This is a genomic window from Hahella sp. KA22, assembly GCF_004135205.1.
GTDB lineage: Bacteria > Pseudomonadota > Gammaproteobacteria > Pseudomonadales > Oleiphilaceae > Hahella.
Window position 1 is genome coordinate 4785970 of record NZ_CP035490.1, and the last position, 18956, is coordinate 4804925.

At 54.5% G+C, this 18956-nt stretch carries 19 protein-coding genes and 1 other RNA gene; 5 read left to right on the forward strand and 15 right to left on the reverse strand.

The window, feature by feature from the left end; translation table 11 throughout:
* Positions 1-81: 81 nt before the first annotated feature.
* Positions 82-1260 carry a VWA domain-containing protein gene (locus tag EUZ85_RS21010; RefSeq protein ID WP_127971632.1) on the reverse strand — a complete coding sequence of 393 codons (1179 nt, stop codon included), beginning with the start codon at positions 1258-1260 and terminating at the stop codon, positions 82-84.
* Positions 1261-1314: 54 nt separating this feature from the next.
* Positions 1315-2157, reverse strand: coding sequence for a MoxR family ATPase (locus EUZ85_RS21015; protein ID WP_127971634.1), 843 nt, complete (start codon positions 2155-2157; stop codon positions 1315-1317).
* A 168-nt stretch (positions 2158-2325) separates the two neighbouring features.
* Here EUZ85_RS21015 and cysK point away from each other — a divergent pair, with 168 nt between their 5' ends.
* Positions 2326-3291 carry a cysteine synthase A gene (cysK, locus tag EUZ85_RS21020; RefSeq protein WP_127971636.1) on the forward strand — a complete coding sequence of 322 codons (966 nt, stop codon included), beginning with the start codon at positions 2326-2328 and terminating at the stop codon, positions 3289-3291.
* 73 nt (positions 3292-3364) lie between these two features.
* Here cysK and EUZ85_RS21025 read toward each other — a convergent pair whose 3' ends face one another.
* From EUZ85_RS21025 to EUZ85_RS21075, 11 genes are all read right to left on the reverse strand, one after another.
* The gene (locus tag EUZ85_RS21025) at positions 3365-4168 is read right to left on the reverse strand and encodes a class II glutamine amidotransferase (protein ID WP_127971638.1); all 804 of its coding nucleotides are present in this window, start codon (positions 4166-4168) and stop codon (positions 3365-3367) included.
* Between the two features lie 13 nt (positions 4169-4181).
* Entirely contained in the window at positions 4182-6437 is a 2256-nt protein-coding gene (locus EUZ85_RS21030; protein ID WP_127971640.1) for a VWA domain-containing protein, read from the reverse strand.
* 202 nt (positions 6438-6639) lie between these two features.
* Positions 6640-7011, reverse strand: coding sequence for a hypothetical protein (locus tag EUZ85_RS31205; protein ID WP_164887310.1), 372 nt, complete (start codon positions 7009-7011; stop codon positions 6640-6642).
* A 36-nt stretch (positions 7012-7047) separates the two neighbouring features.
* Entirely contained in the window at positions 7048-7491 is a 444-nt protein-coding gene (locus EUZ85_RS21040; protein ID WP_127971642.1) for a YcgN family cysteine cluster protein, read from the reverse strand.
* On the reverse strand, positions 7484-7804 hold the full coding sequence (locus tag EUZ85_RS21045; protein ID WP_127971644.1) for a YcgL domain-containing protein: 321 nt from the start codon (positions 7802-7804) through the stop codon (positions 7484-7486). The genes EUZ85_RS21040 and EUZ85_RS21045 overlap by 8 nt, the downstream gene beginning before the upstream one ends.
* Before the next feature lie 54 nt (positions 7805-7858).
* Positions 7859-9055, reverse strand: coding sequence for a ribonuclease D (rnd, locus tag EUZ85_RS21050; protein WP_127971646.1), 1197 nt, complete (start codon positions 9053-9055; stop codon positions 7859-7861).
* Positions 9048-9653 (reverse strand): recombination mediator RecR, encoded by a 606-nt coding sequence (gene recR, locus EUZ85_RS21055; protein ID WP_127971648.1) that lies wholly within the window; start codon positions 9651-9653, stop codon positions 9048-9050. Before recR ends, rnd begins: the two co-directional genes overlap by 8 nt.
* Before the next feature lie 20 nt (positions 9654-9673).
* On the reverse strand, positions 9674-10000 hold the full coding sequence (locus tag EUZ85_RS21060; protein WP_206617931.1) for a YbaB/EbfC family nucleoid-associated protein: 327 nt from the start codon (positions 9998-10000) through the stop codon (positions 9674-9676).
* 4 nt (positions 10001-10004) lie between these two features.
* The gene (gene dnaX, locus EUZ85_RS21065; RefSeq protein ID WP_127971650.1) at positions 10005-12203 is read right to left on the reverse strand and encodes a DNA polymerase III subunit gamma/tau; all 2199 of its coding nucleotides are present in this window, start codon (positions 12201-12203) and stop codon (positions 10005-10007) included.
* 227 nt (positions 12204-12430) lie between these two features.
* An RNA gene (gene ffs, locus EUZ85_RS21070) (signal recognition particle sRNA small type) lies at positions 12431-12527 on the reverse strand.
* Positions 12528-12631: 104 nt separating this feature from the next.
* Positions 12632-14104 carry a RimK family protein gene (locus EUZ85_RS21075; RefSeq protein ID WP_127971652.1) on the reverse strand — a complete coding sequence of 491 codons (1473 nt, stop codon included), beginning with the start codon at positions 14102-14104 and terminating at the stop codon, positions 12632-12634.
* Positions 14105-14325: 221 nt separating this feature from the next.
* Here EUZ85_RS21075 and rimI point away from each other — a divergent pair, with 221 nt between their 5' ends.
* Both rimI and EUZ85_RS21085 read left to right on the forward strand, forming a co-directional pair.
* On the forward strand, positions 14326-15429 hold the full coding sequence (gene rimI, locus EUZ85_RS21080) for a ribosomal protein S18-alanine N-acetyltransferase (protein ID WP_127971654.1): 1104 nt from the start codon (positions 14326-14328) through the stop codon (positions 15427-15429).
* Positions 15422-16231, forward strand: a complete 810-nt coding sequence (locus EUZ85_RS21085; RefSeq protein ID WP_127971656.1) for a TlyA family RNA methyltransferase — start codon at positions 15422-15424, stop codon at positions 16229-16231. The genes rimI and EUZ85_RS21085 overlap by 8 nt, the downstream gene beginning before the upstream one ends.
* Positions 16232-16291: 60 nt before the next feature.
* On the opposite strand, the gene EUZ85_RS21090 is transcribed toward EUZ85_RS21085, so the two are convergent.
* A complete protein-coding gene (locus EUZ85_RS21090) occupies positions 16292-16765 on the reverse strand; it encodes a YbjN domain-containing protein (RefSeq protein WP_127971658.1) in 474 nt (157 codons plus the stop codon).
* A 225-nt stretch (positions 16766-16990) separates the two neighbouring features.
* On the opposite strand from EUZ85_RS21090, the gene EUZ85_RS21095 reads away from it, so the two are divergent.
* Both EUZ85_RS21095 and EUZ85_RS21100 read left to right on the forward strand, forming a co-directional pair.
* Positions 16991-17170, forward strand: a complete 180-nt coding sequence (locus tag EUZ85_RS21095; RefSeq protein ID WP_011396467.1) for a hypothetical protein — start codon at positions 16991-16993, stop codon at positions 17168-17170.
* A 146-nt stretch (positions 17171-17316) separates the two neighbouring features.
* Entirely contained in the window at positions 17317-18531 is a 1215-nt protein-coding gene (locus EUZ85_RS21100) for a lytic murein transglycosylase (protein ID WP_127971660.1), read from the forward strand.
* A gap of 94 nt (positions 18532-18625) precedes the next feature.
* Here EUZ85_RS21100 and EUZ85_RS21105 read toward each other — a convergent pair whose 3' ends face one another.
* Positions 18626-18952 (reverse strand): hypothetical protein, encoded by a 327-nt coding sequence (locus tag EUZ85_RS21105; RefSeq protein ID WP_127971662.1) that lies wholly within the window; start codon positions 18950-18952, stop codon positions 18626-18628.
* Between the last annotated feature and the right edge of the window lie 4 nt (positions 18953-18956).

Here is an 18956-nt window from a genome sequence, read left to right on the forward strand (position 1 = left end):
CGCAATAACGCAAGCAATAGAAGGAAAAGTAATGGAAGGTGCGCCGTCCTGCGACGGCGCGTAAAGAAAGCCGGTAAAGAATTACTTGCTCAGGTACTTCATACCCTGCTCCAGCCCGTCGATGGTGAGCGGATACATATGCTGGTTGACCAACTGACGGGTGATTTCCAACGACCCACCCATGCCCCAGTAGTCCTTGGGATACGGGTTCAGCCAGATCACCTTGTCAAACTTATCCGTCACCCGTTGCATCCAGACCGCCCCGGCCTCTTCATTCCAATGCTCAATACTGCCGCCGGGATGGGTGATCTCATAAGGCGCCATACTGGCGTCGCCTACAAAAATCACCCGGTAATCCGATGCGTATTTATGCAGTATGTCCCAGGTTGGAATGGTTTCGCTGACGCGGCGGATATTGTTCTTCCACACGCCTTCATAGATGAAGTTATGGAAGTAATAGTACTCCATGTGCTTGAACTCGCTGCGCGCGGCGGAGAATAACTCTTCGCACACGCGAATGTGCGGGTCCATAGAGCCGCCAATATCGAAAAACAGCAATACTTTTACAGAGTTATGGCGCTCCGGCACCATCTTGATATCCAGGTATCCCGCGTTGTTGGCGGTGCTGCGGATGGTATCGGGCATGTCCAACTCTTCCGCCGCGCCCTGACGCGCGAATTTGCGCAGACGACGTAACGCCACCTTGATATTGCGAATGCCAAGGGTGATGGAATCATCCAGATCCTTATAAGTACGCTGCTCCCACACCTTCACCGCACGGCGATTACGGGAGCCGTTCTGCCCGATGCGAATGCCTTCCGGGTTATAACCGTTCGCTCCGAATGGCGACGTGCCGCCAGTCCCTATCCATTTATTGCCGCCCTGATGACGCTCTTTCTGCTCCTCAAGACGCTTTTTGAACGCCTCAATCAGCTCTTCCAAGCCTCCCAGGGATTCAATCTTGGCCTTTTCCTCGTCAGTGAGCTGCTTTTCAAATTCCGCGCGCAGCCAGTCTTCGGGGATTAGCGCCTCCAACACGGCGTTCAGGTCTTCCAGTCCTTTGAAGTAGACGCCGAAAGCCTGGTCGAACTTGTCGTAGTGCTTCTCATCCTTTACCAGACAAGCGCGGCTCAGATAGTAAAAGTCATCCATATTCGCAAACGCCAGCCCCTGTTGCAGCGCCTCCAGCAGGTCGAGCAGCTCCCGTAAGGACGCCGGCACCTTGTTCTTGCGCAGCGTCAGGAAGAAATCAATCAACATATAGGTGTCCTCCTTTGCTCGCGGACGCAGCATTACGTCCGCTCATTGCTGCGATCAGCCTTTTCTGCGCGTCATGAACGCCAGTTTCTGCAAAAGGTGGACATCCTGCTCGTTCTTCACCAGCGCGCCGTACAAGGGAGGAATCGCCTGACTGGGATCGTGGTTGCGTAATACGTCTTCAGGCAGATTGTCCGCCATCAACAGTTTGAGCCAGTCAATAAGTTCAGAGGTCGATGGTTTTTTCTTCAAACCCGGCACTTTGCGCACATCAAAGAATACATCCAACGCATCCTTCACCAGCGAGCGCTGGATGCCTGGATAGTGGACGTCAATGATGGACTCCATGGTGTCTTTATCGGGAAAGTTGATGTAGTGAAAGAAGCAGCGTCGCAAGAAAGCGTCAGGCAACTCTTTCTCGTTATTACTGGTGATGATGACGATAGGCCGGGTAGTCGCGCGGATGCGTTCCTGGGTCTCGTAAACGTAGAATTCCATTTTATCCAGCTCCAGCAACAGGTCGTTGGGGAACTCGATATCCGCTTTATCGATCTCATCGATCAACAGCACGGACTGTTGCTCAGACTCAAACGCCTCCCACAGCTTGCCTTTCTTGATGTAGTTGCGAATGTCGTGAACACGATCGTCGCCCAGCTGGGAGTCCCGCAGGCGCGAGACTGCATCATATTCATACAATCCTTGCTGAGCCTTGGTGGTGGACTTGATGTGCCATTGAATCAAGGGCGCCCCCAGGGCTTCCGCCAGCTCTTCCGCCAGCATGGTCTTGCCTGTACCGGGTTCGCCTTTGATAAGAAGCGGCCGCTGCAATCGAATGGCAGCGTTGACCGCCAGCTGCAAATCGTCAGTGGCGACATAATTCTTGGTGCCGGAAAACTTCATGTGTGAAACCTTATACGTTGTGTGAGTGCGTCATTATTATTAGTGGAGTTATAAGCGGATATATTACCCGAAAACATTCAAATATTTCATGCCAGCCGCTAAGCTATCTCTCACACTCGTATATTGTTATCGCTGGGGAAATCTACTTAATCTGCAAGGAGATAAAGAATGAACGTCTACGAAGATAACTCCATGTCCATCGGCAACACGCCGCTGGTGAAGCTGAATCGCGTCACCAAGGGCAATGTGTACGCCAAAATTGAAGGCCGCAACCCGGCTTACTCCGTGAAGTGTCGTATCGGCGCAAACATGGTATGGGATGCGGAGAAATCCGGTCGCCTCAAGCCAGGCATGACCCTTGTTGAGCCTACCAGCGGCAACACCGGCATTGCTCTCGCCTTTGTCGCCGCCGCGCGGGGATATAAGCTGATTCTGACCATGCCCGCCACCATGAGCCTGGAGCGCCGTAAGGCGATGAAAGCGCTGGGCGCGGAAATTGTGCTGACCGAAGGCCCCAAGGGCATGAAAGGCGCGATCGAGAAGGCGTCGGAAATCGTCTCTCAGGACCCGCAGCAACACTTGATGCTGCAACAGTTCGACAACCCCGCCAACCCTGAAATTCATGAAAAGACCACCGGTCCGGAAATCTGGCGGGATCTGGAAGGCGCAATCGATGTCCTGGTCGCTGGCGTCGGCACCGGCGGCACCATTACCGGCGTCTCTCGCTACATCAAAAACACCATGGGCAAAAACATCACATCCGTGGCCGTGGAGCCCACTGCCTCCCCTGTGATCACTCAAACTATCAAAGGCCAGGAATTACAGCCCGCCCCTCACAAAATCCAGGGCATTGGCGCCGGCTTCGTTCCGAAGAATCTGGATCTGGACATGGTGGATCTGGTTGAGCAAGTCACCAACGAGGAGGCCATGGAAATGGCGCATCGCCTGATGCGGGAAGAAGGCATCCTCTGCGGCATCTCCTGCGGCGCCGCGGCGGCCGTTGCAGTCCGGTTGGCGGAGCGTGACGAGTTCAAGGACAAGAATATCGTGGTTATCCTGCCGGACAGCGCAGAACGTTATCTGTCCACCGCTTTATTCGACAACTTCTTTACTGAAGCGGAAAACGTGCAGTAGTTGGACAACGCCGGCCTTCGCGCCGGCGTTTCAGCTTTTGCTGGCGGGACTCACTTTCAGCAAGGCAATACGCTTAAGTCTCAGCAGGCTTAACCGCTCCTTCTTCATACCATCTGGCGGCGACAGCGCCGTCTCGAAACGCAATTAATTCCCCTGGGCGCATCTGTCGCCACTCTTCATCGACAGTCAGCGGCTCCGTGACAATCATGGTGACTTTGTCAGTGGGGTTGGTGTGTTCTTCGAAATTAACCCGTATCTCGCCATCTTCCAAGGAAGCGCAGCCGAAGGGCGCCTGTCGGGTGATCCAGTACAATTTGGTGGAGCAATATGCGAACAAATACTCCGAGTTGGTGAACAGCATGTTAAACACGCCTCTGGACGTCAGTTCCAGACAATTCTGATACAGCCGTCCTCCCAGGCACTCCAGACTGGCGAAGTCATTACAGCCGCTGGCGACATCCTCCAGCAACCAGCAAAACGCATGCTCGCTATCCGTCTCCCCCACCGGGCGAAAACGCCCCAAGGGCAGGTCCTGATAGGACTTCAGTTGTCCGTTATGCGCAAAACACCAGTAATATCCGCCCAGCTCACGAATAAAGGGATGGGTATTTTCCAGGCTGATGTCGCCGACATTGGCTTGCCGGATGTGGCTGATAACCGTACGGCTTTTTATAGGATACTGACTGATGAATCGCGCGATTTCCGAGGTGGCGCTGGGATTGGGATCACGGAACTCACGCAGCCCCTTGCCTTCATAAAAAGCGATGCCCCAGCCATCTTTATGCGGCCCGGTCTGACCGCCGCGAAACATCAGACCGGTCCAGGAAAAACAAATATCCGTCGGCGCATTCGCGCTCATTCCAAGAAGTTGGCACATGTTCAGAAGTTAACTACTTTTTGTCTTCGTCTTCCGATCCGGCGGGGAGGTCGTCAGTATCGGATATATCAAAATCTTCCAGATTGAACTCGTCATCCATATCCCTGGCTTTCTCATTGGAAGCCAGAATTTCATCGGCAAGCGCCTCTGCGTCCGTATCCTCGGCGTCGAATGAACTCATGGGCGGCTCGGCTTCCTCTTCCTCCTCTTTTTTCGGCTCCGCTGCTTCCTCCATGCCGAATTCCATGTCGTCCGCCTCGTTCATCATAGAGGGTTCTTCAGCGACATCAATAGGCTGTTCCAACTGCTCTATCTCGTCTTCCAAGTCGTGCCCGGACTCTTCCAGGGACGGAACTTCATCGGGATCATCCAGTTTAGTGACCTCCACCGGCTCCCGAACCTCTTTTTCAATGCGTCGTTTACGGTACATCCAATAACCGCCTCCCGCCACCAGCAATAGTAGGGTGGCGCCGCTGGCTGCGATGATAATCCACAGCATGGGGTTGGAGCCTCCCTCTTCCTCCGCCGTCGCATCCTGCTGCTCCGTCGCCGCCTGATCCTGCATTTCCGGTGTAATGGGCGGCGCAATGCTTTCTTCTTCAGGCTGTTTGGGAGGCTCTGGGGCTTTAACGGCCTCCTCCACCAGCGTTTCATTCATTTGCTCCACGCTGCTTTCATTCACCAACGAGCGATATTCATTCGGCGACGCTTCCTGGCGTGGAAACTCCGCCATCACGCTGTCAGGCTCAAAACGGAAAGCGGAGCCGGAGCGGGTTTCTCCTTCCACTCTCAGCATGACTTCATACACGCCATCGCCCCGGGTAGCGTCGACTTCCAACTCCCAGCGCCCGGTTTCCTGAGTAAACGGAATGGATTTAATCAGATTGCCGCCGTCCGGCCCTTTGATCTTGGCGATAATCGAGGTTTTCGCTTCGTTGATATTTGGACTGAGGGGACTAATGACGATTTTGTAGCGCGTATCCGCCCCAGCGCCGGTGGCCTCAAGATCCACCGCCATGGGCGCGTTCAGAGAGATCAGCTGCCGAGATTGCCGCTTGAATGTTCGACCATCGGCCTGCACCAGCACTTCGTACCTGCCGACTTGCTTGAGCTTGGTGATACTTTCACGAAAGACGCCATCGGCTGGAGGAGCGCCTTCTCTGGAAATACGTTTTGTACCGGATTTGTTGTCCTCTGTCCGAATGGTGACGTCCACCGCAACCAAGTCCAGAAAAGTCCGGTTTTGCACTAATTCGCCGTCTTCAAAAAAACCGATCTTGAGCTCCAGCTGGTCTCCCGCGTAGAAGTTCGCCGGCAGTGGGTCCACCACCATTTTCAGATTGCTCACGACCGTCACCCGGCTGCCCGGGGCCAGCTCCGCGTCCAGCTTCCATTCCCCTTCCAGAGGCCTTTGCACAGTAATCAAATCGTAGCCCGCCGCTTTGAACCACTTAACATAGTCAGGACGGTCTTTTTCGGTGAAGCGCTTGCCGGTAGGCTCGACAATGGCGGTTTCCGCATTTTCGCTGGCGCGAAACACCAGAGCGGTAAACTCTTCAATGCTGGAGTCCACATCAAATGCATTGCCTTCCAGAGGCACCTCTTCAGCTGGCGCCGCACGTTCGAAGGCTTGCAGAAAAACGCGACTCAACTGATCGGACGTTTCCGCAATCGCGTTGATGCCATTACTGCCAATAGAAAGCCGTTGCAGCAGCATCTGGTCCGCATTCTTGGATAGCGCAATGGTGTGGATCTTGGCGCCGAAGCTCGCGATTCTTTTCAGCACCTGAGTCAGAACGCGATCACGCTCCGCGACATTTTCTCCGGGCTTTTGCGAAATATCCACCACGCCGTCGGTGAGCAGAATGAAATGCGTGTTGCTGTAATCCTTACCTTCAACAAAGTCTTCGGAGGCTTTCTCCAGCGCCGCGCCAATATTGGTATAAAGCGCCGACGAGCTGATTTCCTTGGCTTTGTCCTTAGCCAGACGACGCCAATTGGGGTCGACGACCTGATGCGGGGCCAGCTCGTTCACATACTGCCCGAATGTCCATACTCCCGCCGAATCGCCTGCAGGCAACAGCTCCGTCACCAGATTAAGAGCCGGACGCCGGAGATTTTTCGGGTCATTCTTTTTCATGCTGCCGGAAATATCGATGAGCACGCGCACATCCGCAGGCGGAGGCAACTCCATCTGCGCGGAGGCGACTCGCCAAAGCATTAAGCTACAACACAGGCAAACGAGAATCTGGCGGAAAAGCAATGTCATATTCGAGCGTATTCCAAGTTGGCGCAGGCGAATGAAGCCGCTCAGCAGCCGTCTCCGCTGGAAATATCGACCGCTGGCGGGCGCAGCGCGGCCGTGCCCGCGGCCATCCTTACTTCAAGTTATAGCAGGTTTTGTTGCAACAACAATAAAATACGCAGGAATTGCTTAAAAAAGCGAAGGGATTTAATTGATTTTTAAGTAATTATGCACGTCGCCTGGGCTTAGCTGGCGCGGGTTTGGCGGTGACGAAGAGCTTGCCAAGCACTACTTGCAGCGCGAACAGCAGACCGATGACGCACCAGGCGGCCAACATCAGCAGGCCGGCTTGCAAGGCGGCGTTGTCATCATGCTGAAGCCAGTTGTAGGCGGCGACAATATGGGCGGGCGCCCACAGTCCGTCTTTGGGAACGGACATCGCCGGCGTAAACAGCACCACCGCCAACAGGCTGCGCAGGAAGAGTTGCACGGGACGGGGACCACAACGATTGAACAACGGCATCATCAATGCGTATAAAGCCAGAGCCGCAACGAGATAAGCAACCCAACCGGCGATATAACCAAAATCTGTCAGCATAATTTTCTACTTTTCAATAACAGTTGCTTCAAGCGTTCAAATCATATCGATAAGAATCAACTCTTCCCAATCATCCGGGTCGATATCATCTTCGCTTATCGTTTTGTGTCGCACGGACTGACCTGCCGCTTCCACAGAGCGGGAATCGCCACTGATCAGAGGATGCCATGCTGGCAGCGTCTGATTTTCAAAACGAAGACGATAAGCGCAAGTCTTTGGCAGCCAGTCGCTGATTTCGGGAAGATTTTCCGGCGAGATAATCAGGCAATCCGGGTTCTTCGATGCGCGCGCAGTATAGCAATTACACTGCACCCTTTCAGCATCCAGATAACGGCAGGCTACGGCGGTGAAGTAAAGCTCGTCGCTTTCCTCATCCTGTAACTTGTGCAGGCAGCACTTACCGCAGCCATCGCACAGGGACTCCCATTGCACGTGGCTCAGCCCTTCCAATGGCTGCTCCCACCAGCGCGACTCAATCATCGTAATCTTTACGCCCTACAGCAGGACGTTGCTCACGCGCACGCACCACATCCATCATGTAATCGTCCTGGACGGTCGGCATCTGCAGATAAAACCCTTTTTCATCGATGGCGCTCATGACTTCCGCCGCGTCCGCTCTGGCCAATGGCTTTTCTTTCGTCAGCAACAGATCAAACACATGCTGCGGTTTGCCAAAAAGTTGCAGTAAAGCTTCCGGCAATGCGCCGACGCCCTGCTTTTTATCCACATAGACGTACATTTCCTCTTTCTTGGAACTTCTGAAAATGGAAATCAGTCTGCGATCCAGAGTCATAACTTGTTTTAACCTCAATACCTAACTTCACGCTTAGCGCAATAATCCGGAGTCTTACGACGATTGCCGGGGCGGGACGGACTTGTCGTCCTGCAGCCAGCGTTCAAGCGGCGCAGCGCAGATACGGCCGCGCCAGCCCTGCAGCAACTGCGGTGGCGTCCCCGCGCCGCCTTGGATATGCCAATACACAAACTCTTCCAGCAATCCCCGACTGGCGAGCAGGCCCACGTTGACGCGGTGCTCACGAGCCAGCTTTTGCGTCAGTTTTTTTACTTTCTTCACCAAGTCCTGGTATTCCCGCGGAATCGGCGGTCGTATCATTTCAAAATCGGCTTCAGGCTCATCGCCATCGGCCTTCATATGCTCACGCACTATTCCCACCAGCTCCGCGCCGTAACGACGCAGTCCGGCGCCCTGGATGGAGGTGATATCCGTGAGTTGCCCCAGGCTTCGCGGTCGGCGCTGAGCGATGGCGATCAGCTCATCGTCAGGGCAGATTTTCTTGCGCGGGATATCCCTCCCTCTCGCTTCCTGCTCGCGCCATGCCGCCAGTTTCGCCAGCAACTGCTGCGCGCCTTTGCGTAAACGCCATCCGCCGCGCAGCTTCAAATAGTAGCGCCCTACGTCCTGAACCCCGGCGGCGGCCAAACGCATGGCCTCGCCTTCCTCCAACGCAATTTCGTATTTGTCGGACTGACGCAATCCTTCTTCCAGCTTCTGATAGAGCGGCCACAACACCACAACATCTTCTTGAGCGTATTGGATCTGCTTGTCTGTGAGCGGCCGTTGCGTCCAGTCTGAGCGCGTGGCGTGCTTCTCCAGCTCAATCCCCAGATTCTGGCGCACCAGCGACTGCAAGCCTTCGTTTAGCTCGCCATCCAGCAGCGCGTTGGCGACCTGGGTGTCGATCATGCCGCAGGGCTGCGACAAGCCAACGCAGTTAAACAGCTCCAGATCTTCACTGCAGGCATGCACCACTTTAAGTATGTCGCGGTTCTCGAACAGTCGACTGACTCCGCTCCAATCGCTGATTTTCAGCATATCCACCAGATACACACACTGGCGATCATAAAGCTGAAGCAACGCCGGCGCGGGATAAAACGTGGTTCCACGGATAAATTCCGTATCCACCGCCAGCCAGTCGGTCTTTTCCAGGCGTTGCAGCGCATCCTGCAACGCTGCGGGTGTGTCTATCCAGAGACTTTCATAATCCGGCGGATATATAGCGGAGAGTGGCGTATCGTTAGGCAAAAGGTTTTCGACCTTGCAGTGCGTGGCTTAAGGTGCCGCTGTCGATCATACCCAGCTCCCCTCCCAGAGGAATGCCATGGGCGATGCGGGACACAGGAATGTTCAAGTCTTTGGCGATGTGGGCGATAAAATGCGCCGTCGCTTCACCCTCTACGGTAGGATTCGTGGCCAGGATCAGCTCGCTGACGGCGCTTTCCTGTAATAACTGCTTGAGCTTATCAACGCCAATGTCTTCAGGACCAATCCCGTCTATCGGCGACAGATGCCCCATCAGCACAAAGTAACGGCCGCTATAGTCCGAGGTCTGCTCAATCGCCAGCACGTCCGTCGGCGACTCCACCACGCAGAGAACGCGATCGTCCCGTTTAGGGCTTTCGCAAATCGAACACAGGTCCGCCTCGCAAAAATTCTGGCAGCGGGAACAGCGTTTCACCCTGGTAAGCGCATCGCTGATGGCGATTGCCAGGTCCGCCGCCCTGCCCTGATCTCTTTCCAGCAGGTTAAGCGCCATGCGGGTAGCGGACTTCGCCCCCACGCCGGGAAGATATCGCAGACAACGGACCAACTGATCGATAGCAGGCGTCAGACTGGAAGACATAAATGGATACTACCCCGTCATTAAAACGGCATTTTGAAATTAGGAGGAATGCCCAGACCCGCAGTCATGTTGGACATCTTATCCTGATTGTTCTTTTCTACTTTACGCACGGCGTCATTCACCGCCGCCGCCAGCAGATCCTCCAGGATTTCTTTCTCTTCCTGCATCAAACTGGCGTCGATCTCCACTTTTTTCACATCATGGCGACCATTCATGACGATTTTGATCAAACCGCCGCCGGACTCTCCGCTCACTTCCGCATTAGCCAGTTCTTCCTGGGCTTTCTGCATCTCTTCCTGAATCTTTTGGGCCTGCTTCATCAAGTCGCCCATGTTACCTTTAATCATATGTTTACTCCTGAATAATAGGCTCAATACTGTTTTCGATAACCGCTGCGCCGAAGCGTCCCGCCATCATCTGAATATTGGGATCATTGCGAATGGCCGTCTCCGCCTGCTGTTGCAACTCAGCCCGGCGTCGCTCCGCATACTGCAGCGGCGTCAACCATTTCGATTCGCCCGCTGAGACTTCGATTTTAACCGCTTCGCCCAGGAATTCCGACACCGCCGCGCGCAAGCGCTCACGTTGAGCTTCATTGAAAAAGTCGAGATGTTCGCGATCAATCGTGAAGATGACCAGGCCCGGCGTCACTGCCTCCAGTGCGCAGCGTTGCGCCAGGGTGGCGGTCATCCCGCTAATGCCGAGACGCCTGACTGCATCCTTCCATACCATTCCCTGCATGGTCGGCTCGCCCTCCAATGGCGGCGTCAACGGACCCGTTGGAGGTTTCTTAACGCTGGTCGCCGTCACAACGGGAGGGGCTGAATTGACTGACTCAGCGCCCCCGGGACTTGTCTGAGGACCCAGGCCGGATTCAGTTACTGGCTTTGGGTGCGGAGCTACTGCCTCCCTTGCCAGCTGTTCCTGATGCTCCTGGATTGGCGCGGTCGCTCGAGGGCGCTCGCCGTGCGGCTGAGGAGGCTTCGCTGGCGCAACATGATTTCCCTCGCTATCATAACCAGAGTCCGCCGGATAGTCAGAAAAACCATAATCCGCGTCGGAAGGCCCTGGGTCATCGGCAAAATACGCGTCGTAATCATCCACTGGCGGCGGCTCAGCTTCAGAGTGCCTGGGGGTCGCCTGCTCTACGGGCTGCGCGGGGGTGACAGGCGCAGCGTCAATGACTGGCGCATCAGCCTGATTATGTGGTTTAGGCTGCAGGGACTCTTGCTGAGGAATCTCTTGTCGAGGCGGCTCTTGCGGCGATGGTTCAGCGGGCTCTTGCGGAGTCTGCTGTTGCGGCTCCGCCACTTCTTTCGCCGGCTCTGGCGCAGATTCTACCGCTGGTTGCGACGCTACCGTCGACTCAGTTTGGGATGGCCTGGGTTGAGCGCTTTCCTTATCATCTTCAGCCGAGGCTGTCGCCGAAGCAACGGACGGCGCTTGAATCTGTCTCGCTGATTTGATGTTGGGACGGAAGGCGATCATTCGTAACAAGGCCATCTCAAACCCGGTACGCGGGTCCGGCGCTAAGGCCAGATCTTTGCGTCCCATCAATGCAATCTGATAGTAAAGTTGAGTGTCTTCCGCCGTCAGCGTTTGCGCTAACTCAGCGACCTGTTGTTGATCGCCAAAGCTGTTGTCGACGCCGCCGGGCACAGCCTGCTCCACCGCCACGCGGTGCAGCAGTTCCGCCAACGCCTGTAGCACATAGGCGTAATCCGGCGCGAACTGAGCCATGTGATTGACTTGCGCCAGCATCGCAGCGCAATCCTGCGCGGCAATTGTGCGCAGCAGATCGATAACCACATGCTTCTCAATGGTCCCCAGCATTTCAATAACGTCTTTCGCCGCCAGCTTACCATCGCCAAAAGCAATGGCCTGGTCGGTAAGACTCATGGCGTCGCGCATGCTGCCTTCCGCTGCGCGCGCCAGCTCCCATAAGGCCGCTTCTTCCGCAGGCACATTCTCCGCCTGCAACACATGGGTCAGGTGGCTAACGATACGTTGCGGCGACAAATTTTTGAGGTTGAACTGTAAGCAGCGCGACAGAATCGTGACCGGCAACTTCTGCGGGTCTGTGGTGGCCAGCAGAAATTTGACGTGAGGCGGCGGCTCTTCCAGGGTCTTCAACAGGGCGTTGAAACTGGAATTGGAGAGCATGTGCACTTCGTCAATGAGATAGATTTTATAACGGCTGCGGGTGGGCGCGTACTGCACATTGTCGAGCAGCTCGCGCATGTCCTCCACCTTGGTGCGTGAGGCCGCGTCGATTTCGATTAGATCGACGAATCTGCCTTCGGCGATTTCACGGCATACGCCGCACTCTCCGCAAGGAATGGCGCTGACGCCCTGTTCGCAGTTGAGGCACTTGGCGAAGATTCTCGCCACAGTGGTTTTACCCACGCCGCGAGTGCCGGTAAATAGATACGCGTGGTGCAGACGGTCCTGATTCAGGGCGTTGGTCAGCGCTTTGAGTACATGCTCCTGCCCCGCCATTTCCGCGAAATTGCCGGGACGCCATTTTCTGGCTAGAACCTGATATGCCATGCCACTCCTATCGATTCATAGCGATTGCGATATTGCTTCAACTTGCTCACCCGGCCCGCCATAGCCTGTACGGCGCTCTCTTTAGAGGAACTGAAATTCAAACGCATACATTAGCATGCAAGGGGTTTTCTGTCACCGAAACGACATTGCGCAGACGCAGGAAGACCATCGCAGGAATCGTGAAATCAACAGGAAAATTAGATACGGAAGGGAGGAGTTGGAGGTAGCCCTACCAGCCACACCCCGGCACACAGATCCACCGCTGTGGCTGCTCCCTTCCGGGCCTGACCAGGTTCACGGTTTCTTGTTGCGAGGGGACCGGCAGAGCCACCACAGCAAGTCAAGAACAGCTGTTCTTCACAAGTGGCGCGCATCATAACAAAGTCAGATGGCGGGCTCAAGCACGAAAATGACAGAAATTCCGTCGCTTAGGAATTGTGTTTCTTTTCTGCTCGACGAATGAACTCTTCGAGGATAATACGGTACAACTCATCCCCGAGATATTTATCCTCCACGCCAGACTCGATGCTTGGGTTATCGTTGACTTCAATCACCGCCGCGCGATTCCCCTTCTGCTTTACGTCCACGCCATACAAACCGTCGCCAATCAGCCCAGCGGCCTTCACCGCCGCATTCAACACCACTTTGGGCACTTCATAAGTCGGTAATGTCGCCCAGGCGCCAGCGGCCGTCGAACCTTCGCCGTGCTTGTAGATCTGCCAGTGGTTACGAGCCATGAAATACTTACAGGCGTAAAACGGCTTACCGTTTAAGACACCGATACGCCAGTCGTAATCCGTGTACATGAACTCCTGCGCCAATAACAGCGCCGATTGCTTAAACAGCGTCTGCGCTTTCTGCTCCAACTCTTCCGGCGATTCCACTTTCACAACGCCCCGGGAAAACGAACCGTCTGGAATCTTCAAAACCATAGGCAGACCCAGTTCCTGCGCCGCCGCCAACAACTGCTGTTTGTCGCCCTTGCTGACAATCAACGTCTTCGGCGTCGGCACTCTATTAGCCCGCAGCAAATCCGCCAGATAGACTTTGTTGGTGCAACGCATGATGGAAGTGGAGTCATCCATCACGATCAAGCCTTCCGCTTCCGCCTTTTTGGAGAATTTGAAAGTGTGATGATCAATCGCAGTTGTTTCGCGAATGAACAACATATCGTATTCAGGAATGCGTTGATAATCCTTGGGTTCAATCAGGTCCACCGCCACGCCAAGCTGTTTGCCGACTTTGGCCAACTTCTTCAGGGCGGCTTTGTCGCTGGGCGGCATTTCCTCTTTGGGATTGACCAATACCGCCATGTCGTAGCGATATTTTTTGCGTTCCTTGGGCTTGCGCCATACTTTGCGGCTGAATGCATCCAGCGAGTTGGCGAACAGCGTCTGCTCCTGATCGTCGAAGCCTTTCGGGCTTACCGGACGCATAGCGGACAATTTCCAGCCGCCTTTCTGTTCGATTTCCACTTCCACCACTGGGCAAGGCAGCTTCTCGAACACCAGAGCGCCCAATGGCTCCAAATCCGGATCGCTGGTTTTACCGAAGAAACAGCGGAAGGTCAGTTCCTGATCCGGCTTGTTAGCCAGCTTCTTCAGCGCTGACAACGCGGTATCGTCATCCAGATCAAGAATCAGCGAATACAAGGAGCGCTTTTCAATCTCGTTCAGCGTACGCACGGAAGGAATGACATGATGCCCACGCGCTTCAGCGAGCAATGAGCAGTAATAGCCTTTGCTGAGATACTTGTAGCTGCGGCAAAGGTTGATCAGTCTGACGCGATCATTTTTGTTAATGGGTAGAGCCAGGTAGTCTTCAAATGATATTACGTCTTCACTTGGATAATAGGGGGTCCAATCCTTTAAAGACTCAACGACTATGTAAAGACGAGACATACGGCTTGGGATTCCTCCGGGAGCATTGGGGATAGGGAGTTATAGCGCTATTAAATGACGAACGTTCATTTTAGACTTGCGCATCTTTGCTAAGTCTTGCTTAACTTAATTAGCCTGTCCACTACATATTTGACCTTACCCCCAACTATTTCAAAAGCATGAATAAAAACCAGCCGCAAACTGTAATACGCTCTTTGGCGCCCCACTACCGGGAAGCCCACATGGAAGATCTCGATGAGCTGGTGGAGCTTGAAAAATCATGCTTTACCACAGACCAGCTCAGCCGCAGAAGCTTTCGCCATATGATCAAATCCGAGTCCGCCTCGGTAGTGCTTTGCGAAATGGACGAGAAGCTGTGCGGCTATGCGATTACGTTATTTCATCGCGGCACCAGCCTCGCCCGCCTCTACTCTATCGCCATCGTACCCGAGTCACGCGGCAAAGGCGTTGCGCGGGCATTGATGGACATGGCCGAACAGTCGGCGATCTCGCGTCGCTGCATATTTATGCGCCTGGAAGTACGCACGGACAATCAGGAGGCAATCGCCTTATATAAAAAGCTGGGCTATCGTCAGTTTGGGGTTTATCACGATTATTACGAAGATCACCGGGATGCCTTCCGTTTCCAGAAGCAGATCATCCGTTTTGCTCCGCTTAATCAAACACTGCAGATTCCCTATTACAGCCAGAGCACGGATTTCACCTGCGGCCCGGCTTCGCTGATGATGGCCATGGCGACCCTGAATACGGAGTACATACCCCGTAACTGGGAAGAGATACAGATCTGGCGTGAGGCCACCACGATTTTCATGACCTCCGGACACGGCGGATGCGGCCCTCACGGACTAGCATTGGCGGCTAACAAGCGCGGCTTCAATGCGGAAATTTACGTCAACTACGAAGGGCCGTTGTTTCTCGAAGGCGTCAGACGCACCGAGAAAAAAGATGTATTAAAACTGGTGCATAAAGATTTCATGCACCAGTTAGAAGAAACTGATGTGGTCATTCATAACACCGTGCTGACCCAGGAAATCCTGGAGAAGGAAATAAAGCAAGGCAAACTGGCCCTGGTGCTGATCAGCACCTATCACTTCGACCAGAAAAAAGCGCCACACTGGGTAATGATCAGCGCCGTCGACTCGGATTTCGTATATATTCACGACCCGGATGTGGATGAGGAGTCGCACCGACTCGCCATCGACAATCAATACATCCCTATCGCCCGCGCCCAGTTTGATCGCATGTCCCAGTTCGGACAGAATCGTCTACGCACGGGCGTAATTATTTCGCAACGCCCCAAACGCACAAGACGAAAAAATGCCTGATATTTCAGAACGCCTCTCTACCTCCCGCGCACATGCGAGCCGAATAGACAAACTACTGGTGGATCAGGGCTATTGCCGCTCGCGCAATCAGGCCAGGGAGCTGATCAGTCTTGGCAAAATCATGCTGCAGGTCGGCGCTGGCTGGGAAACGGTCACCAAACCCAGCCAGACGGTGCTCAGCGACGCCAGAATAGAGGTTCTTGATAACGAGTTGCAGGAATACGTTTCCCGAGGCGGACTTAAGCTGGCCGGAGCCATTGCGCAGGTCGGCGCGGAGTTTCGGGACAAAACAGTGCTGGACGTGGGTCAGTCCACCGGCGGATTTACGGATTGCGCGCTCAAGCAAGGAGCAGCCTTGGTGGTCGGCGTGGAAGTGGGACACGGACAGTTGACGCAATCTTTGAGAGAGCATCCTCAGGTCAGGGTATTTGAAGGGATCAACGCCAAAGAGATCCCCCTCTCCCTGCTTGAATTGACGGACAATAAAGCTGGTTATGACTTTGCGGTCATGGACCTGAGTTTCATTTCACAAACGCTGGTGCTGAAATCCGTCGCCGCGCTACTCGCTGATGGCGGCTCGTTGATCAGCCTGGTGAAGCCGCAGTTTGAAGTCGGACCCGCTGGTTTGGGTAAAGGAGGTATCGTGAAAGACGCAAGCCTCTATAGCGAAGTGGAAGATAAGATCAAAATGGCTTGTGAGGACGCAGGACTCAGAGTGATGGATTACTTTCCTAGCTCCATCACAGGGGGAGACGGTAATCGGGAGTTCTTCGTCTTCGCCCGCAAAGCGGCGATTTCCTGACGAGAGATAATGCAACCGCGCGCCTGCACCCGACCATGCCGGGACTGCGCGGAGAAAGGATCAATGCAGAGCGCGCTCCATCGGCGCAGGAGGAGCGCCAGCGTCCGCCGTGGCGACAAAGCCACAATCGAGAATTTCACGCAGAATATCCTGCTTGGCTTCCAGGGCGTTTCTTAAAAATACTCCCAACTGCTCTTTGGTGACGCCAGCGGATACCCACAAGGTATCGCACATAATCACGCGAGGTGCGCCATCATCCGCCAGATCGGCGAACGTCTTGATATTGGCGTAAGCGCCATTCAAACGCGGCAATTCAGCAACCAGACTCAACAAAGCGGACGCTCGCAACTCCACTTCGGTAGTAAAAATCAAACATTCCTGCTCCAGAAACACCCGACTCTCCAACACCCCTTCCTGACTTTGCAGGTCGGCGATGTGCACACCCTGGCACTGCCCGCAAAGGTAGTGATCAACTTCCAGGTCTTTTAGCCATTTAAGCAGGCTATCACTATTAATAAACTGAATATGGGGCATGTAAACACTACTCTTACGCTTAACGCGGTGGCCTTCAAAGCCGCGGATTATAAAGTAACCATCCCTATATGAGTAGACCTTAACAGCCTATATCGGCCCCCGGCCGCCGAATGACGACAACCCCATCCGGTTAATTAGTGAGCATTTTCTTTGACGGGGTTTGGCTCCACGCGTCGCTTTCATTGATACCACTGCATTAAAGACAGTGATTCGGGGGATCAAACTATGAAACTTATCAAAATGCTGCAAAAACTCAGCGCCAAACCCGCTGAAGAAACTGAATCCAACTACAGCCGTAAAGCAGTCAAAGATGTTGATCCACGGGACCTGACCGGACAATGGGGTATGAGCGCGACCGACGCGCTGCAAGTCAACTTCGTCACCCGTGAGTGCGGTAAACGCTAATCAACCAATCGCATCTACATCATCCTTATTCCTTTCTAAACAATATTTAACGGCCCGGCGCACGTCGCTCCGGGCCGCAGCTATTGACTCCCCTTGCGCCTCTTGCGAAAGTTTTGCTTTCCCCAGTTCCCGATGAAGGATGCTCTATGCCTGCAGTAACCCGGTTCTGCAAACAATCCCGTCTATTATTAATAACTCTTGGTCTTTCCCTGCCATTCACCGCCCACGCCGACTTCGCAGAATGCGTGGCGGGGCTGCAGGAAAAAGCGAAACAGGAAGGGATTTCCGAGAAGGTCGTCAACGAGGCCTTGGGCCAGGTCAAGCTCAGTGAACGCGTCATGGAACTGGACAGCAAGCAACCTGAGTTCATAGATACGTTCACCAATTATCTTAACCGTCGCGTTACGGATGAGCGGGTGAACAAAGGCCGTGAAATGTTGGCCAAACATCGTCCCCTGCTTGATCAGATCGCCAAAGAGACAGGCGTTCCCGCTCAGTATCTGGTCGCATTCTGGGGATTGGAAACCAACTATGGCGGCTATACCGGCAAGATGCCCATTATGGATTCCCTCGCCACCCTCGCCTGCGACCCACGCCGCAGCGCCTATTTCACCAGTGAGTTAATCGCCGCGCTGAAAATCATCGAGAAAGGCGATGTGACAGTGGACAAGATGCTCGGCTCATGGGCCGGAGCCATGGGCAACTTTCAGTTCATGCCTTCCGTCTATCTCCAGTACGCAACCGACAAAGACGGCGACGGCAAGCGCGACTTGTGGGGCAGCCTGCCTGACGCCGCCACTTCCGCCGGCTTATTCCTGAATGGACTGGGCTGGCAAAACGGCTTTAGATGGGGTCGCGAGGTCAAGCTGCCAGAAAAATTCGCTTATGGCGAGGCAGGACTGAAGCGCAGCAAAACCTTATCCGAATGGAGCAAGTTAGGCGTCCTGGACGCAGACGGGCGTAAAATGTCGGATCTGGATCTGCAAGCGTCGCTGATTATTCCCGCCGGGCACCTTGGTCCCAAGTTCCTGGTTTACGATAACTTCAAAGTCATCATGCGCTGGAACCGTTCTGAATCCTACGCCATTGCAGTGGGTCACTTGGCCGACCGTATCGCTGGCGCAGGGCGCTTACGGCAAACGCCGCCCGATCTGCCGCGCCTGCCGTTGACCGCCGTCGCCGACCTGCAGCAGAAGCTCACCGACAAAGGCTTCGACGCAGGTAAGCCTGACGGCATTATGGGGCCAGCCACCCGGGATGCTATTCGCGCGTTTCAGGAAAAGCAGGGCATGATCGCCGACGGCTACCCCAACCCGGAAGTCCTGCAGGCGCTGGATATCAAGCTTCAATCGGAATCCTGAGCGAACGCCCGCCCAGCAATCATGGGCGGGCGCTTATCCGCTGACGCGACGATTTGGCAATGGAGGGTGAGGTCAGCGTCCCAATAACGCCAACTTACTTGGAGGTTTCAGGTTGCGCGGCGGCCTCGTCTCTGAACATTTCGTAGTAATCCACCTGCCGCACGAATTCTTCGCGGTCAATCGGCTTCAATACTTCATCATTGATCAGTGATGCAGCGGAGTCTCCCAAACCGGCGAGCTTACGGGGCTTCCTCCAGGGTACGATATAAAGCACCTGAGGCTGCTCCTGATTTCCGCGCAACGTAGCGCCATCCACGGTAATGACTTCCGTCTCCGCCTGCGCCAGCGGGCTGATAACCCAAGCCGCTGCAACAAGAGACAGACTGATAAAAAGGTTCTTAGGCCGGGACTGACGGCTCATACCC

Coding starts and splice junctions, on each gene's coding strand:
- EUZ85_RS21010 (WP_127971632.1), bottom strand. CDS start 1,260: ATGTTGATTGATTTCTTCCTGACGCTGCGCAAGAACAAGGTGCCGGCG.
- rimI (WP_127971654.1), top strand. CDS start 14,326: ATGGAAGATCTCGATGAGCTGGTGGAGCTTGAAAAATCATGCTTTACC.
- cysK (WP_127971636.1), top strand. CDS start 2,326: ATGAACGTCTACGAAGATAACTCCATGTCCATCGGCAACACGCCGCTG.
- dnaX (WP_127971650.1), bottom strand. CDS start 12,203: ATGGCATATCAGGTTCTAGCCAGAAAATGGCGTCCCGGCAATTTCGCG.
- EUZ85_RS21060 (WP_206617931.1), bottom strand. CDS start 10,000: ATGATTAAAGGTAACATGGGCGACTTGATGAAGCAGGCCCAAAAGATT.
- EUZ85_RS21030 (WP_127971640.1), bottom strand. CDS start 6,437: ATGACATTGCTTTTCCGCCAGATTCTCGTTTGCCTGTGTTGTAGCTTA.
- EUZ85_RS21025 (WP_127971638.1), bottom strand. CDS start 4,168: ATGTGCCAACTTCTTGGAATGAGCGCGAATGCGCCGACGGATATTTGT.
- EUZ85_RS31205 (WP_164887310.1), bottom strand. CDS start 7,011: ATGCTGACAGATTTTGGTTATATCGCCGGTTGGGTTGCTTATCTCGTT.
- EUZ85_RS21045 (WP_127971644.1), bottom strand. CDS start 7,804: ATGACTCTGGATCGCAGACTGATTTCCATTTTCAGAAGTTCCAAGAAA.
- recR (WP_127971648.1), bottom strand. CDS start 9,653: ATGTCTTCCAGTCTGACGCCTGCTATCGATCAGTTGGTCCGTTGTCTG.
- EUZ85_RS21040 (WP_127971642.1), bottom strand. CDS start 7,491: ATGATTGAGTCGCGCTGGTGGGAGCAGCCATTGGAAGGGCTGAGCCAC.
- EUZ85_RS21075 (WP_127971652.1), bottom strand. CDS start 14,104: ATGTCTCGTCTTTACATAGTCGTTGAGTCTTTAAAGGATTGGACCCCC.
- EUZ85_RS21015 (WP_127971634.1), bottom strand. CDS start 2,157: ATGAAGTTTTCCGGCACCAAGAATTATGTCGCCACTGACGATTTGCAG.
- EUZ85_RS21090 (WP_127971658.1), bottom strand. CDS start 16,765: ATGCCCCATATTCAGTTTATTAATAGTGATAGCCTGCTTAAATGGCTA.
- EUZ85_RS21085 (WP_127971656.1), top strand. CDS start 15,422: ATGCCTGATATTTCAGAACGCCTCTCTACCTCCCGCGCACATGCGAGC.
- EUZ85_RS21100 (WP_127971660.1), top strand. CDS start 17,317: ATGCCTGCAGTAACCCGGTTCTGCAAACAATCCCGTCTATTATTAATA.
- EUZ85_RS21105 (WP_127971662.1), bottom strand. CDS start 18,952: ATGAGCCGTCAGTCCCGGCCTAAGAACCTTTTTATCAGTCTGTCTCTT.
- EUZ85_RS21095 (WP_011396467.1), top strand. CDS start 16,991: ATGAAACTTATCAAAATGCTGCAAAAACTCAGCGCCAAACCCGCTGAA.